The sequence below is a fragment of the Kitasatospora sp. GAS1066B genome, assembly GCF_041262605.1.
Classification (GTDB): domain Bacteria; phylum Actinomycetota; class Actinomycetes; order Streptomycetales; family Streptomycetaceae; genus Kitasatospora.
The window spans coordinates 254589-270385 of the sequence record NZ_JBGCCO010000006.1 but is presented as its reverse complement, the minus strand read 5'-3'; the positions used below and the strand labels follow the sequence as shown (position 1 = coordinate 270385).

The window sequence follows — 15797 nt, the reverse complement described above, 5'->3', positions numbered from 1 at the left end:
TGTGGATTTCGCCGCAGGTACTGCCTAGATTCCTATTCAAGGTTGACCCGCCGAAAACCGGCGGACGCCGATCTGGCCACCTAATCCCTTTCGCACAGCAGCAATTGGAACCCACATGTTTTCTAAGGCGATTTTCTCTGCGGTCGCGGTTGCGGGTCTGATTCTGGGTACCGCGGCAGCCGTCGCGGCCCCCTCGGTGACACACCGTCCGATTGCCACCGCGGCAACGGTCATCGTTCAGTCCGACACCAGCTGGGGCGACAACTACACCCAGCCGGTCCCCACCAAGTGATTCGTCCCGGGTCCCCCGAAACGAATCGTCATGCCTGAGCCAAGAGGAGACCTCGCGAACGTGAACACCGACTGGGATGCGCTGACCTACGGCACGCGCTGGAGCGGGATCTACGACGGACTGCCCTGGCCGGCTCCGGACGACGCGGTCGACTTCCTGCACAAGCTGGCCGGCGACGGTCCGGCCCTGGAGCTGGCCATCGGCACCGGACGGCTGGCCATCCCGCTGGCGGAGCGGGGGGTCGAGATCCACGGCCTGGACAGCTCGCAGGACATGATCGACAAGATGCGGCAGAAGCCCGGCGGCGCCGACATCCAGGTCACCCTGGCGGACATCTCCTCGTTCGAGGCCGAGCCCGACTACTCGCTCGCGTTCCTGGTGCTCAACACCATCTACGCGCTGCAGACCCAGGAGCAGCAGCTCTCCTGCTTCCGCAGCGCGGCGGCGGCGCTGCGCCCCGGCGGCTACTTCGTGGTCGAGGCCTTCATGCCCGACCCGACCCGGTTCCAGCGCAACTCCCGGGCACACGTGCTGGATCTGGGCCTGGACCACGTGCTCATCGAGGCCGACAAGCACGACCCGTCGACCCAGCGGATCCTCGAGCAGCACATCCACTTGAAGAACGGCGGCGTCGAGCTCTACCCGGCGTTCCTGCGCTACATCTGGCCGTCCGAGATGGACCTGATGGCCCAGCTCGCCGGCCTGCGCAAGGTCGACCGCTTCGGCAGCTGGACGCGCGAGCCGTTCACCGCCCAGTCCGGCCTGCACGTCTCGGTCTACCAGCGCCCCGAGCAGTGAGCGGTTCCGCTCCGGTCGTCCACGCCGACCGGCCCCTCGGCTCCGGTCGCCACCAGGGCGACCGGACCGGAACCCCAGCGGTGGCGGCGGCCGTACGACGCCGGATCCTGCGCTTCGCCGTCGACCAGCCGGTCCATCTGGGCCCCTCCCTCTCGGTGGCCGACATCCTCGTCACCGTCTGCGCGGCGATGGGGCTCGGCCCCTCGTTCCCGGATGATCCGGCCCGGGACCGGCTGATCCTCAGCAAGGGGCACGCGGTGTGGGCCCTGTACGCCGTGCTGGCCGAGCGGGGGGTGCTCGACCTCGACCGCCACGACGGACCGCTGGCCGGACATCCGCACGAGGAGACCGCCGGCGTGGAGGTGTCCACCGGCTCGCTCGGCCACGGCCTGTCCGTGGCGGCCGGCCTGGCCGAGGCCGGGCGGCTGGACGGGCACCAGGGCGTCGTCCATGTGGTGCTGGGCGACGGCGAGTTGAACGAAGGCTCGGTCTGGGAGGCGGTGATGTTCGCGGCCCATCGGCGGCTCGACCGGCTGGTCGCCCTGGTGGACGCCAACGGCATGCAGCAGGAGGGCCGGACGGCCGAGGTGCTGGACCTGTCGCCGCTGGAGGCCAAGTGGCGGGCCTTCGGCTGGCACACGGCCGAGGTGGACGGCCATGACCACCTGGCCCTGGCGGCCGCACTGGCCGACGCGAGGGCTCAGCGGCACCGGCCCTCGGTGATTCTCTGCCACACGATCAAGGGAAAGGGTGTGCCGTTCATGGAACACCGTGCCGAATGGCATGTCGGCCGGCTCTCCACCGAGCAGTTGGCCACGGCGCTGGCAGCCGTCGGCGCCACGGCCGACAGCGGTTCCGATGACTGACCTGGTCTCGCCTGCCCACGCGGCGGCAACCCGCCAGGCGGCCACCGACCTGGAAACGGCCGAACCCGATCGCGCCGCACCGCGGTTCCAGGCGATGCGCCCGGCCTGCGCCGAGGTGCTGGCCGAACTCGGTGACCGCTTCGAGGACTTGATGGTGCTGGCGGCGGACGGCCACGCGCTGGCCATGCGGTTCCTGCGCGCCCACCCGGAGCGGTTCGTCGACGTGGGCATCGCCGAGGCCAACCTGGTGGGCGTGGCCGCCGGGATCGCCCGCACCGGACGGCGGGTAGTGGTCGGCACCATGGCCCCGTTCCTGGTCCGCCGGGCCGCCGAGCAGATCCGGCTCGACGTCTGCCAACCGGGCCTGGACGTGACCCTGGTGGGGATCGGCGGCGGCCTCGGCTACGGCACGCTCGGCGCCACCCACCATGTCACCGAGGACCTGGCCGCGTTGGCCGCGATGCCCGGCACCCGGGTGTTCTGCCCGGTGGACGTGCACGATGCCGCCTGGGCGCTGCGCGAGGCGGTGGCCTGGCCGGGGCCGGCGTACGTCCGGTTGGGCGCGCGGGAGGACGAGGTCGTCTTCACCGCCGACCAGGAGTTCTCGGTCGACCGGCCTCGCGCGTTCGGCGAGCCCGGCGGTGCGCTCGTGGTGGCGACCGGGGCGACCGTGCCGCAGGCGCTGCGCGCGGCCGAGCGGGTGCGGGCCACCGGCCTGCCGGTCCAGGTCCTGGCGCTGACCTGTGTCGCGCCCTTCCCGAGCGCCGCGGTCGCGGCCGCGGCGCGCACCGCCCGGGTGGTGGTCACCGTCGAGGAGCACCTCGCGGCGGGCGGCCTGGCCTCCGGGACGGCGCTCGCGCTGGCCGGCTGGTGGCACGGCCGCTTCGTCCCGCTGGCGGTGGACGGGCGCCGGGCCCCGGTGGCCGACCGGGGTGAACTCTTCCGCTTCTACGGCATCGACTCCCACGCCATCTCGTGCGCCCTGCTCGCGCCCGCTTCCGAACCTGGAGTGACTGCATGCGCTTCGTCCTAGGCGCCCAGAGCTGCGGCTTTGGGCCGATCTCCAAACTCACCGCGATCTCCCGACTGCTCTCCGAGCACCAGCGGACCTTCCTCGGGACGACCGTCGCGGCGGACTTCGCCCGACGCAACGCGGACGCGTTCGACGAGATCATCGAGATCCCGGAGAGCGCCGAGATCGGCGACGGTCCGCTGCTCGGCGGCTTCGAGCAACTGCTCGGCGAGAGCGACTACATCGTCTCGGTGATGGGCGCCGAGCTGGTGTTCCGGGCCGTGGTGGCCGGGCGCCCGGTGCTGATGGTGGACAGTCTCTTCGGCTTCTGGAAGGTTCCGGAGCCCACGCGGGTCGCCGAACTCTGCGCGAGCGCCCCGCGCGACTCCTACGAGTCGCTGGACGCCCACTTCGCCGGCCTCTCCCCGCACGAGCGGATCTACGCCGCACATCTGCTGGCCGATGCCTCGGTGGTGCAGAACTTCCCCGGCGTGCCGGCCCGGGCGACCGAGATCCGCCGGCTGGGCGTGCGGCAGATGCGGCTGAGCGGCGCGATCATCGACGAGGGCACGCTGCACGGCGTGGTCAAGGGCCGGCCGTCCCGCTACGACCTGGTGATCAATCTGGGCGGCTTCAAGAACTTCCTGCTGGACTACGACCACCACAACGACTACCTGCGGCTGTTCGTCCGCTGGGTGCCCGATCTGCTGGCCGACTGGCCACAGTTCGAGCGGGTGGCGGTCTGCGGCGGCGCCTTCGGTGCGGGCCGCGAACACCAGGTCGAGGTGGCGGGCCGGCGGGCCGAGTTCCAGTGCATGCCGCAGCCGGAGTTCCTCCAGGAGGTCTCCGGCACCCGCCACTACATGCTGACACCAGGCCTGACGGCCATTCACGAGTCGCTCCAGCTGGGCCAGTTGCCGATGGCGCTGCCGGAGCAGCACTACGGCCACATCGTCAATCTGGAACAGCTGGGCGACACCCTGTTCAACCGGCTGGGCGCCCGCTTCTCCGGCCTGATCGAGGACTACCGCGTCCCGGCCGACGACTTCGAGGGAACCGCCGCGATCGTCGACCAGGTCGGCACGGTGCTGGCCTCCGAGGAGGGCTACGCGCGCTTCCGCACCGGGATGAACGAGCGGATCGAGCAGTACCTCGCGGTCGGGCCGCAGGAGCGCCAGGACGGCGTGGCCGAGCTGCGGACGCTGCTGCACGGGCCGTCCTTCGGCACCCTGGTGACCGAGACCTTCGACTCGTTGCGCTCCGATCGGCTGATCGGCGAGCCCCGGTGACCGTCATCGACCGCCAGAGCGAGCACCCGACCGAGACCGAGCGCGAGACCGAGCGCGAGACCGAGCGCGAGACCGAGACGCCGACCGACCGCGAGACGCTCCTGGCGCTGGCGACCGAGACGCTGACCGAGGTCCACCGGGAGCTGGACGGGGTGGCGCCGGAGCGGCTGGGGTTCCGCTCCTGGGTGCCGCGCAGCGCCCGTAAGGCGTGCCAGCGGCTGTTCGTCGGCTCCTCGGTGGACGGCGTGCCGCGGTACGTCGCCAAGATCGCGCTCGACCCGGACGACCGGATGGTGGCCGGCGAGTGGCGGATCCTCAACTCGCTGCGCGAGCCGGTCGTCCCGCTCCCGCGTCCGATCCGCACCTGCCACGGCGGCTTCGTCATGAGCTATGTCCCGGACCGGGACCTGCCCACCGCGATGGCCACCACCGGACCCGCCGGCTGGGCGCGACTCCTGCTGGAGGCAGTGGAGTTGGCAGCTCGACTGCACCTGAGCGGCCCAGCCCTGGCGAAGCCGACCCCGTTGTCGGTGCTGACCGCCTTCCTGCCGGACCTCCCCCGGCCGGCCGACGCCACGGCCGCCGCGCTGGACCGGGCCCTGGTCGGGCCGGTGCACGGCGACTTCGGCCCGTGGAACCTCCAGGTGGACCAGGACGGGCGGCTCGCGGCCATCGACTGGGAGGACTACCAGCCGGCCGGCCTGCCGGCGCTGGACGTGCTCAACGTGGTGGTCACCGCCGCCCTGGCCGCCTTCCCCGAGTATCCGGAGCACGGCTTCGACTGGCTCTTCGACCAGGTCTTCCACCGGGAGAACGCGTTCCGGGCGGCGGCCACCTCGGCCCTGCGCCGCTACGCGCGGCTCACCGGGCAGCGGGTGGACGACATCGTCCAGCTGCTCCCGCTCTTCTGCCAGTGGATGATCCACCGCATCGAGAAGCAGCACCGACCCACCGCCCACCTCTTCTACGGCCCCTTCGCGGCCCGTTTCGAGCAGGAGCGCACACTCTGGCACGGAGGCGACGATGACTGACTGGGTGGCGCCGGCACCGCAGACCGAGCCGCTGGACGCGATCGTGATCGGCGCCGGCCCGGCGGGGCTGTTCTCCGCCTGGCGGCTGGCGGTCGGCGGGGCCAAGGTGGCGCTGCTGGAGGCCGGCGGCACGATGCGCGACAGCCTCTGCCCCCGGGTCAGCGCCCGGATGAACGGCCGTACCGTCCGCGCCGCGGAGAAGTTCCGACTCCAGTGCAACCGCTGCACCTGCCTGACCGGACTCGGCGGTGCCGCCTTCCACTTCGACATCAACCTCGGCTACGTGAACGGGCTGTCCCGCTCCAAGATCGAGCGGGACGGGCAGGGCGGCTTCCGCACCTACAGCGGACTGGAGCGCGCCCTGGGCGACTTCGACCGGGCGGCCCGCTCGGTCGAGGAGGTGTACGCCTCGATGTACCGCTTCGGCCTGCCCCCGGCGCAGGGCGAGCGCCCCGCCGCGAGCACGCTGGCCGGCGCCGGCGGTTTCGCCCTGGTCGACGACGCGGTGTCGCAGGCGATCACCGTGGACGAGGCCCTCACCGTGGTCGACGCGCTGACCGACGAGGCTTGTGCACAAGGCCTGCGACTGCTGCTCGGCTGTCCGGCCGGGCGGGTGACCCGCGAGGCCGACGGGCTGTGGCGGGTCGAGGTGCCGGCCGAGTTCGGCGGGGTGCTGCGGGCCCGCGCGGTGGTGGTGGCGGTCGGCAAGCTCGGCCTCGGCTGGGTCCGCAGGCTGCTCACCGAGGCCGAGGTCGCGCACAGCGCACCGCTGCGGGTCGACCTGGGCGTGCGGCTGGAGGCGCCCCGGGACATCGCGGCCCCGCTGACCGCCTCGTGCCACAACCCCAAGCTCGCCTACCTCAACGAGCAGGGCGAGTCGGTCCGGACGTTCTGCGTCTGCGAGGGCGGCCGGCTGATGCAGTACGCCTTCATGGACGCCGTGGTGCTGGACGGTCAGCACTGCCTCACCACACCCACCGAGCGGACCAACTTCGGGATCATCACCACCGTCGACGTTCCGGCCGGCCTGGACGGAACCGAGTACGCGTTGGGCTTCGCCCGCCGGATCACCGCGCTCGGCAACGGTAGGCCCGTGGTGCAGCGGGCGGCCGAACTGCTCGGGCGCGAGGGCGAGGGCGACGCGAAGACCAGCCTGGTCCACGCGGCCTGGGTGGACCTGCGCGAGGCGCTCGGGCCGCGCCGGGTGGCCGACATCGCCGGCATGGTCGAGCGCCTCGAAGAGCTGGCCCCCGGGATCGGCGGGCCTCAGGCCGTGGTGGCGGCGCCCGTGGTGGAGCGCGTCTTCCCCGCGATCGAGCTGTCCGACGGCATGGAGTCCAGCGCGCCGGGCCTCTTCTTCGTGGGCGACTGCTCCTCGAAGATCATCGGCGTCACCTACGGGGCCGCCACCGGCCTGGCCGCCGCCCAGACGATCCTGCACGGCTGACCTGCTCACCCGAACGAGGTCCTACGGCCGACCGGCCGGCACGGCTGAACCCCCGAACCACGGCACACCAAGGAAGGGTCCCATGCTCGAACTGCCCACTCGTGGAGCGGCGGTCCGCGTTCCCGTCGAAAGCCGGGCGTGGGCGCCGGAGCCGTACGCGCGGCTGCGCGATGCCCACCGTGACGTGCCGCCCTGCCAGCTGGCGGCCGCGCTGCTGCTGATCCTCGCCGAGCGGTATGGCGCGCCCTACCGGATCGGCTCGACCGACGGAGCCGAGGCCCTCGGCGGCTCCGGTTCTCTCGAGGCGGCGCGCCAGGCGCTGGCGGCCACCGAAGGGCGGCTCTCCTGGACCGCGCTGCTGGAGCTGCTGGCCGCTCCCGCCCCGGCCGCCCCAGCCCCGCCGAGTTCCGACGCCCCGCTGCTGGTGGTCGGCCCCGCCACGGCGGAGCCGCCCCGTGGCGACCTCGGCCTGCTGACGGCGCCCGACGCAAGCGTGCGGATCCACTGGAACCCTGACGCCTACCCCGCCGGCACCGTCGAGCTGATCGCCCGTCACCTGGAGCGGATCGCCGCGCAGGTGGCCGCCGAGCCCCGGCGACTGCTGGCCGAGCTGGACCTGCTCACCCCCGAGGAGGCGGCGCTGAACGGCGCCGACCCCGCCGTACTGCCCGAGTACCCGGCCACCACACTGCACGAGCTGTTCGCCCAGCAGGCCGCCCGCACTCCGGAGTCGGTCGCCCTGCGCTTCCGCGACGACGAGTTGACGTACCGTCAGCTCGACCAGGCGGCCAATCGTCTGGCGCACCGCCTGCTGGCGGCCGGCGTGACCACCGGGCAGCCGGTGGCCGTCTCCGGAGAGCGCAGCCTGGGCCTGTTCACCGCGCTGCTGGCCGTGTTGAAGGCGGGTGGCGCGATCCTCTACCTGGACCCGGCGCTGCCGGTGGCCCGGCTGGCGCAGTTCGTCGACAGCGGCGGCCCGGCCGCCCTGCTGCACGGCCCGGGCGGCGCACCGCTCGAACTCGGCCTGCCGGTACTGGAGTTCCCGGCCGTCCCCGACCCGCAGGAGTCCGGCCCCGGCCCCGCCCCGCACACCGGGGCCGGCCCGCAGACCCCGGCCTACCTGCTCTTCACCTCCGGCTCCACCGGCGTGCCGAAGGGCGTGGTCCGGCCGCACCGGATGCACACCTCGCGGATCTTCCTCGAACAGGGCATGTACCAGCTCACCGCCGCCGACCGGCACCTGCTCAAGTCGCCGATCAGCTTCCGCGAGTTCCTCTGGCCGCTGGCGACCGGCGGCACGGCGATCGTGGCCGAGCCCGGCGGCGAACGCGACGACGAGTACCTGGTCGGGCTGATCGGCCGGGAGTCCATCTCAGTGGTGAGCTTCGTGCCCTCGATGCTGCGACTGCTCGTCGCGCACCCCGCCTTCGGCGAGCTGGAGCGGCTGCGGCACGTCTTCGTCGGCGGCGAGGCGCTGCCGCCCGACCTGGAGGCGCAGGTCCGCGCCCACGGGCTCGAACTGCACAACACCTACACGCTGACCGAGGCGGACTACGTCACCCACCGGCGCGGGCCGCTGGACGGGCCGTCCGGCAGCCACACCGTCATCGGCCGACCGCTGGACATGCGGGTCTACCTCTGTGACCGGCAGGGCCAGCGGGTCCCGCCGGGCATCGTCGGCGAGATCCTGGTCGGCGGCCCCGGGCTCGCCACCGGCTACGCCGGCGACCCCGATCGGACGGCGGAGCGGTTCCGGCCCAACCCGTTCGGGGACCCGCAGGCGCCGGTCCTCTTCCACACCGGTGACCTCGCCGTGCACCGCCCGGACGGGCAGCTGGAGTACCGCGGCCGCGCCGACCAGCAGGTCAAGGTGCGCGGCCACCGGGTCGAACCGCAGGAGGTCGAACACCTGCTGCGGGAGCACCCGGCGGTCCGGGACGCCGCCGTGGTCGGCTATCCCGACCCGCAGCAGGGCGCCGTGCTGGTCGCCTTCGTGGTCGCCCTCGACCCGGCCGTGACCGACCACGAGCTGCGCCGTGCGCTGGCCGAGCGGCTGCCGGACTTCATGATCCCCCGTCACTTCGCCCAGCTGCCACGACTGCCGCAGCTGCTCAGCGGCAAGGTGGACCGGCAGGCGCTGCGCCCGGCCCGCCGCCCGCGCCCGCGCCGCGCCACCGCCTTGGTCGCCCCGGGCACCCGGACCGAACGGCTGCTCACCGAGCTGTGGCAGCGGGTCCTGGACGCCGACGAGGTCGGCATCGATGACGAGTACACCGCCCTGGGCGGCGACTCGCTGCGGCTGCTGGTGCTGCGTGCCGCGATCCGCGACGAGACCGGTGTCGCGGTCGACCTCGCCGAGTTGCTGCGCCGGCCCACCATCCGGGGCCAGGCCGCGCTGATCGACGGCACCGACCCCGCGGCGGCCGGCACCACCGCAGGCATCGGCATGGTGATCGACGCCGGCAGCCGGCGCCCCGACCCGGCCAGGTCGGCCGCCGAACGCGACCGGCGTGCCGCGCTGCGCGGTGCCGCCCGGGACCAGGAGGCGGCCCGATGACCGCCATCGCCGTGATCGGCCTGGCCGGGCGGTTCCCGAACTCCCCCACCGTGGACCAGTACTGGGCCAACCTGCTGGCCGGGCGCGACTGCATCACCCGGGCGCCGGCCGAGGAGCTGCACGGGCTGGTCCCCGACCGGCAGCTGGCGGATCCCCGCTGGATCGGCGCGTCCGGCCGGATCGAGGGGGTCTTCGACTTCGACCCCGGTTTCTTCGGCATGTCGATCGCCGACGCCCGGATCACCGACCCGCAGCACCGGTTGCTGCTGCGGACCGTCTCCGAGGCGCTGGAGGACGGCTGCGTGGTGCCCGGCTCCGACGACGCCCGGGTCGGCGTCTTCGCCGGCGTCGGCAACAACCGCCACGAGGCCCTCGTCCGCGCGGTGTTGGCGGCCCGTGGCGAGGAGCCGGACGAGCTGGCCCTGGAGATCGGCCATGCCAAGGACCACGCCGCCACCAGGCTCTCCTACCGCCTGGGCCTGACCGGGCCCGGCATGGCGGTGCAATCCGCCTGCTCCACCGGACTGGTGGCGATCCATCAGGCTTGCCAGAGCCTGGCCGACTACGAGTCCGACGTGGCCGTCGCCGCCGCCGCGGCGATCCGGGTGCCCGAGCAGTACGGCTACGTGTACCTGCCGGGCTCCATCGGCTCGGCGGACGGGATCTGCCGTCCCTTCTCGTCCCGGGCCAGCGGGGCGGTCGCCGGCGACGGCGTTGCGGCCGTGGTGCTGAAGCGGCTGGTGGACGCCGAGGCCGACGGCGACCGCGTGCTCGCCGTGGTCCGCGGGTCGGCGGTCAACAACGACGGGGCGAAGTCCGGCTACGGCGCGGTCAGCGCCACCGCCCAGGAACGGGTGATCCGGGACGCCCTGCTGCTCGCCGAGGTCGAGCCGACGACGGTGGGCTCGATCGAGGCGCACGGCTCGGGCACCGCGGTCGGCGACGCCGTCGAGTGGAGCGCGCTGTCCGTCGTCTACGGCAAGGGGTCGGGGAGCCAGCCCGGCCCCTGGGTCGGCTCGGTCAAGTCGGCGGTCGGGCACCTGCGCGAGGCGGCCGGCCTGGCCGGGTTCATCCGCGCCGTGCTGAGCGTGCGCGACGGCGCCGTACCGCCGATCCTCAACCTGGGCCTGCCCGCCGACTACGTCTCCCGCGACCCCGGAGCGCTCCGCCTGCCCCGTGCCGTGCAGACCTGGACCTCGGACGGTCCGCGCCGAGCCGCGGTCAGCTCGTTCGGGCTGGGCGGCACCAATGCCCACCTGATCGTCGAGCAGCCCCCCGCGCCGCCCGCCCGTCCGGCCTCCGAGCAGGACGCCGGTGCGGGCCGCGCCTCGGTCGTGCTGATCTCCGCCGGTTCGGCGCCCGGGCTGGCGGGCACCGCGGCAGCCTGGCGCGACGCGCTGCTGGCCGGCGGCGCCGAGCCGGCCACCATGGCCGACGTGTCGCAGTCCGGCCGCCGGCACCGGGCGCACCGCAGCTTCGCGGTCGGCACCGAACCGGCCGCGCTGGCCGCGCAGTTGACTGCCGACCGGGAGCCGGTGAGCACCGTGCCCGGCCGGACCGACCTCGCCTTCGTCTTCCCCGGCGTGGGCGACCAGTACCCCGCCATGGCGGCCGGGCTGCACGGCCGGCTGCCCGGGTTCGCCACCGCGCTGACCGGATACCTGCGCCAGTGCGGCGAGTTGGTCGGGCGCGACCTGCTGGCCGACCTCTACCCGGACGGCCCGGGCCCGCGGCTCGCGGCCCCCGAGGCGGCCTTCGACCTGCGCCGGCTCGCCGGGCGCAGCACCCAGGACGGCTCGGCGCTGTTCGACCCGGTCGGCTCGCACGCCCTGCTCTTCAGCCTGCAGCTGGCCCTCGCCCAGGCACTGGCGGAGCTCGGCGTGCGGCCGGCCGCGGTCACCGGGCACAGCTTGGGCGAGCTCGCCGCAGCGACCCTGGCGGGCGTCTTCCGGACCGAGGACGCCCTGCGCCTGGTCGTGCAGCGCGCCCAACTGGTCGCCCGGCAGCCCGCGTCGGCGATGCTCGCGGTGGGCCTGCCGGCCGATCAGGCGGCCGAGTTCACCGGCCCCGAGGTGTGGCTGGCGGCGGCGAACTCGCCGCGCGGCTGCGTGCTCGGCGGCACCCGGGCCGGCTTGCTCGCGGTGCAGGAACAGCTCACCCGCCTCGACTCGCCGGGCCGGCTGCTGCCGGTCAACCATGCCTTCCACACCCCGCTGCTGCGGGCGGCCGGCGACGAACTGGCCGAACTCCTCGGCGGCTACCAGCTGTCCCGCCCGACCGTGCCGATGGTCGCCAACCTGACCGGCCGGTGGGCCGACGAGGAGCTCACCGACCCCGGCTACTGGAGCCGCCAGCTCACCTCGCCCGTCCTGTTCGGGCAGGCGCTGGCCACCACCGCCGAGCGCTGCCCCCTGCTGGTGGAGATCGGGCCCGGTCAACTGCGCACGCTGGCGGCCCAGTCGGGTGCCGCGCTCGGCGGTGCGACGGTGTTCGCCACGATGCGCCGGGAGTACCAGCGGGAGGCCGACGACCTGGCGCTCGCCCGGGCGCTGGGCGGGCTCTGGCAGGCGGGCGTGGAGATCGACTGGCAGCGGCTGCGCGATGGCGCGCCGGCTCGCCGGGCCGGGCTGCCACCCACCGCACTGGACCTGCGGCCGCTGCGGATCGCCGAACGGCTGACGGACCTGACGGGCAGTCAGTTCACCGGCGCGCCAGCCGCAGCTGCCGTGACCGACCGTCCCGAGCGGCCGCAGTCGACCGGGATGCCCGCTCCTGGCGAGCCGGCCGACGCCACGCCCGTCCCCGGCGACGGGGTGCTCCCGATGCTGGCCGAGCTGTGGTCCACGGTCCTGGGCGCCCCCGACCCGCAGCCCACCGACGACTTCTTCGAGCTCGGCGGCGACTCGCTGATGAGCTATCGCGTGATCGTCGGCTTGGAGCGCCTGCTGGGTGCCCACGTGCCCGCCCGGGTGGTCTTCCAGCAGTCGACGCTGGGCGGCATGGCGGCCCGGATCGAGCACTGGCGGCAGGAACAACGCCGGCAGTCCGACAGTCGAGGAGAACTCTCTTGAACCAGCACACCGTTGGCATCGTCGGAGCCGGCGTGATCGGCGCCAGCCTGGCCCAGGCCGCGCTCGACAGCGGCCTGCAGGTGGTCCTGCACGACAACGACCCGCAGGCCCTGGCCGCCGCCGAGCAGCGGATGGCGACCGAACGGCGGCTGGCCCGGCTGAGCGGCCGCCGACCCGCGGCAACGGGCACCCTGACGCTCGCCACCGAGCTCGGCGGCCTGGCCGCCGTCGACCTGGTGGTGGAGAACATCGTCGAGGACGAGGCCGCCAAGACCGAGCTGCACCGCCGCCTCGACCGGCTGCTGCCCGCCCGCACCGTGGTCGCGGTCAACACCTCGGCGGTGCCGGTCACCAGCCTGGCGCTGGCCACCGACCACCCGGACCGGGTGCTGGGCGCGCACTTCATGAACCCCGTCGGCCTGACCACGATGGTGGAGGCCGTCCGGACCCCGCACACCGCTCCCTGGGCGATCGAGGCGCTGCGCGATCTGCTGTCCCGGATGGGCAAGAGCGCGGTCGTGGTGGACGACGCACCGGGGTTCGTGATCAACCGCTGTCTGATGATCTTCGTCAACGAGGCGGCCGCTCTGCTGGACGACGGCGTGGCCGGCCCGCAGGACGTCGACCGCCTGTTCCAGGGCTGCCTGGGACATCGCAGCGGCCCGTTGCGCACGGCCGACCTGATCGGCGTCGACACGGTGGTGCGCACCCTGGAGGTGCTCGCCCGGCAGTTCGGTGCCGGCGGCCCCGGGGGCTCGGACGGCCCGCAGCGCCCCGAGCGCTTCGAGCCCTGCGCCCGGCTGCGGCGGATGGTCGCGGACGGGCACCTCGGCCGCAAGTCAGGACATGGATTCTTCACCTACCCGGAGCTGCAGACGATATGACCACCCATGCGAGCATCGGCGCCGACCACGTCACGACCGACCCGACCGACCCGACCGACCCCACGGCCACCGTGGACCAGGACGAGCTCATCCGGCAGGAGACGACCCGCTTCCTGCACCGCTACATCGACGAGGCCGAACTGCGCTCGGGCGACCAGCTGATCACCGCGGGCCTGCTCGACTCGCTGGCCACCGTCGCCCTGGTGGCCTTCGTGGAGCGCCGGTTCGCGGTGCCGGTGCTGGACGAGGACCTCGACCTCGCGAACTTCGACAGCATCGCCGCGATCGTCGGCTTCGTCCGCCGCAAGCAGGACCGGTGAGCGCTCCCGCCGCCCCGGACCTCGGGCTTGCCGACGCGCTGCGCGGGGCCGGTGCGGCCATCGACCGCGAGGCCGAGGTGCCGCAGCGGCTGATCGGCGAACTGGCCCGCAGCGGCGCGCTGGGCGCCATGGTGCCCGAGGAGTACGGCGGCCGGCCGATGAGCTTCGCCGCCTACGGACGGCTCTGCGCGACGGTGGCGGCCGAGTCCGCGGCGCTGCAGAGCCTGCTGACCGTGCACGGCATGGTCTGCCTGAGCATCGCCCGCTGGGCCGGGGCCCGGGCCCGGGCGGAGTTCCTGCCCCGGCTCGCCACCGGTGAGCTGCTCGGCGCCTTCGCGCTGAGCGAGCAGGAGGCCGGCAGCGACATGCGGGCCATCCGGACCACCGCCGACGGTTCGGCGGCCGGCTGGGTGGTCAACGGGGAGAAGAAGTGGATCAGTTTCGGGACCGTCGCGGGTCTCTTCCTGGTCTTCGCCAGGACCGGGAGCAAGACCGGGAGCAAGACCGGGAGCAAAGCCGCGGGCACAGCCGCGGGCGGCGAACTCGCGCTGCTGATCGAGCGCGACGCTCCCGGCGTCCGGCTGCGGCCCGCCCCCCGCACCACGGGATTCCGCGGTGGCATGCTCGGCGAGCTCGTCCTGACGGACAGTCAGGTGCCGCCCGAACGGGCGCTCGGGCGCCCCGGCACCGGGCTGAGCCGGACCGCGCTCGGCGCGCTGACGCTGGGCCGGCTCTGCGTGGCGTTCGGCTCGCTCGGCCTGGCCCGCAGCGCCTGCGACGCCGCGCTCGACCACAGCGGCCACCGCCGGCAGTTCGGCGTGCCACTGCGCGACCACCAGCTGGTGGCAGGGCTGCTGGCCGACGCGGTGGCGGCCACCGAGACCGCCGAGCTGCACTGCGAGCGGGCCGCGGCCGCCCTGGACGGGGACGACGAATGGAGCCAGTTCCACGTGCTGCTGGCCAAGTTGACCGCATCCCGGGCCGCTTCCACCGCGGCCGGCGCGGCCGCCCAGATCCACGGCGCGGCCGGCCTGCTCGAAGGCAGCCCGGTGGACCGGTACGTCCGCGACGCGCGGGTGATGGAAGTCATCGAAGGAAACACCCAGTTGATCCAGCAGCTGGTCTCGGCCCAGGCTGTGGCCCGCCGGCGCGCGACCCGAGCCCAGGAGCCCTGCCATGCCCGGTGACCAGATCAAGTGCGTCGTGTGGGATCTCGACGACACGCTCTGGAACGGCGTCCTGCTGGAGAACGACGCCCTGACGCTGCGCCCCGGCGTCCGTGAGCTGATCGAGGACCTCGACCGGCGTGGCGTGCTGCTCTCCGTCGCCAGCAAGAACGAGCCGCGGCGCGCGCTGGCCAAGCTCGCCGAATTCGGTCTCCAGGAGTACTTCCTGTATCCGGAGATCTCCTGGAAACCCAAGTCCGAGATGCTCCGCGAGATCGCCCGCCGGCTCGGCATCGGCCTGGACAGCCTGCTGTTCGTCGACGACTCGGCCTTCGAACGGGCCGAGGTGGCCGATGCCGTGCCGCAGGTCCGGCGACTGGACGCGGCGGACCTCGACCAGTTGCCCGGGCACCCCGCGCTCCCCGAGTCGGTCAGCGCCGAGGCCCGTCGGCGGCGTCAGCTCTACCGCGAGGCCCAGTCCAGGCAGTCGTACGAGGAGTCGTACGCCGGCCCGCGGGTCGCGTTCCTGCGCTCGCTGGAGATGAAGCTCCAGTTGGCACCGGCCACCTCAGAAGACCTGCTCCGAGCCGCCGAGTTGACCCAGCGCACCCACCAACTCAACACCACCGGACTCACCTTCTCGGTCGAGGAGCTGTCCGCCCTGCTGACCGACCCCTCGCAGTCGCTGCTGGTCGCCAGGCTGACCGACCGGTTCGGCGACCTCGGGACCATCGGGCTGGTGCTGCTGGGCCGGCAGCCGGGCGAGTCGCGGATCCGGCTCTTCCTGATGTCCTGCCGCGTGATGGGCCGCAACGTCGGCGGTGCGATCCTCACCTACCTGGCCCGGTCGGCCGACGCGCGGGGCGAGCACCTCACCGCGGACTTCCTGCCCACCGAGGTGAACCGTCCGATGTACCTGGTCTACCGGCTGGCCGGCTTTCAGGAGACGACCGAGGGCGCCGGCCCCGTCCGCAGGCTCCGCCTGGCCCCCGACACCGGTCGCAACTACCCCGACTACCTCCAGCTCGACCTCGGCCGACTCGCCTGAGCCCCTCTCCCTCCTC

12 protein-coding genes are annotated in these 15797 nt (G+C 73.5%); all 12 read left to right on the top strand.

The genetic code is table 11. The features are described 5' to 3' along the window. Nucleotides 1–352 precede the first annotated feature (352 nt). The 12 genes from ABH937_RS09110 (at nt 353) to ABH937_RS09055 (ending at nt 15781) form a co-directional block, all read left to right on the top strand. Nucleotides 353–1090 (top strand): class I SAM-dependent methyltransferase, encoded by a 738-nt coding sequence (locus ABH937_RS09110; protein ID WP_280690234.1) that lies wholly within the window; start codon nt 353–355, stop codon nt 1088–1090. Further along, entirely contained in the window at nt 1087–1956 is an 870-nt protein-coding gene (locus ABH937_RS09105) for a transketolase (RefSeq protein WP_280690235.1), read from the top strand. The genes ABH937_RS09110 and ABH937_RS09105 overlap by 4 nt, the downstream gene beginning before the upstream one ends. Continuing rightward, nucleotides 1949–2989 (top strand): transketolase family protein, encoded by a 1041-nt coding sequence (locus tag ABH937_RS09100; protein WP_370217826.1) that lies wholly within the window; start codon nt 1949–1951, stop codon nt 2987–2989. The genes ABH937_RS09105 and ABH937_RS09100 overlap by 8 nt, the downstream gene beginning before the upstream one ends. Beyond that, a complete protein-coding gene (locus ABH937_RS09095) occupies nt 2974–4257 on the top strand; it encodes a hypothetical protein (protein ID WP_370217825.1) in 1284 nt (427 codons plus the stop codon). Before ABH937_RS09100 ends, ABH937_RS09095 begins: the two co-directional genes overlap by 16 nt. Continuing rightward, a complete protein-coding gene (locus ABH937_RS09090) occupies nt 4254–5288 on the top strand; it encodes a phosphotransferase (RefSeq protein ID WP_280690238.1) in 1035 nt (344 codons plus the stop codon). The genes ABH937_RS09095 and ABH937_RS09090 overlap by 4 nt, the downstream gene beginning before the upstream one ends. Then, entirely contained in the window at nt 5281–6735 is a 1455-nt protein-coding gene (locus ABH937_RS09085; RefSeq protein WP_280690239.1) for an NAD(P)/FAD-dependent oxidoreductase, read from the top strand. Before ABH937_RS09090 ends, ABH937_RS09085 begins: the two co-directional genes overlap by 8 nt. Nucleotides 6736–6817: 82 nt before the next feature. Then, the gene (locus ABH937_RS09080) at nt 6818–9292 is read left to right on the top strand and encodes a non-ribosomal peptide synthetase (RefSeq protein WP_370217824.1); all 2475 of its coding nucleotides are present in this window, start codon (nt 6818–6820) and stop codon (nt 9290–9292) included. After that, a complete protein-coding gene (locus ABH937_RS09075) occupies nt 9289–12363 on the top strand; it encodes a type I polyketide synthase (protein ID WP_280690241.1) in 3075 nt (1024 codons plus the stop codon). The genes ABH937_RS09080 and ABH937_RS09075 overlap by 4 nt, the downstream gene beginning before the upstream one ends. Then, the gene (locus ABH937_RS09070; protein ID WP_370217822.1) at nt 12360–13247 is read left to right on the top strand and encodes a 3-hydroxyacyl-CoA dehydrogenase family protein; all 888 of its coding nucleotides are present in this window, start codon (nt 12360–12362) and stop codon (nt 13245–13247) included. Before ABH937_RS09075 ends, ABH937_RS09070 begins: the two co-directional genes overlap by 4 nt. Further along, nucleotides 13244–13567, top strand: a complete 324-nt coding sequence (locus tag ABH937_RS09065; protein ID WP_370217820.1) for a hypothetical protein — start codon at nt 13244–13246, stop codon at nt 13565–13567. The genes ABH937_RS09070 and ABH937_RS09065 overlap by 4 nt, the downstream gene beginning before the upstream one ends. After that, the gene (locus ABH937_RS09060; RefSeq protein WP_370217819.1) at nt 13564–14754 is read left to right on the top strand and encodes an acyl-CoA dehydrogenase family protein; all 1191 of its coding nucleotides are present in this window, start codon (nt 13564–13566) and stop codon (nt 14752–14754) included. The genes ABH937_RS09065 and ABH937_RS09060 overlap by 4 nt, the downstream gene beginning before the upstream one ends. Continuing rightward, on the top strand, nt 14744–15781 hold the full coding sequence (locus ABH937_RS09055; protein ID WP_280690245.1) for an HAD-IIIC family phosphatase: 1038 nt from the start codon (nt 14744–14746) through the stop codon (nt 15779–15781). Before ABH937_RS09060 ends, ABH937_RS09055 begins: the two co-directional genes overlap by 11 nt. Nucleotides 15782–15797: the final 16 nt, after the last annotated feature.

Coding starts and splice junctions, on each gene's coding strand:
- ABH937_RS09075 (WP_280690241.1), top strand. CDS start 9,289: ATGACCGCCATCGCCGTGATCGGCCTGGCCGGGCGGTTCCCGAACTCC.
- ABH937_RS09095 (WP_370217825.1), top strand. CDS start 2,974: ATGCGCTTCGTCCTAGGCGCCCAGAGCTGCGGCTTTGGGCCGATCTCC.
- ABH937_RS09055 (WP_280690245.1), top strand. CDS start 14,744: ATGCCCGGTGACCAGATCAAGTGCGTCGTGTGGGATCTCGACGACACG.
- ABH937_RS09085 (WP_280690239.1), top strand. CDS start 5,281: ATGACTGACTGGGTGGCGCCGGCACCGCAGACCGAGCCGCTGGACGCG.
- ABH937_RS09065 (WP_370217820.1), top strand. CDS start 13,244: ATGACCACCCATGCGAGCATCGGCGCCGACCACGTCACGACCGACCCG.
- ABH937_RS09080 (WP_370217824.1), top strand. CDS start 6,818: ATGCTCGAACTGCCCACTCGTGGAGCGGCGGTCCGCGTTCCCGTCGAA.
- ABH937_RS09100 (WP_370217826.1), top strand. CDS start 1,949: ATGACTGACCTGGTCTCGCCTGCCCACGCGGCGGCAACCCGCCAGGCG.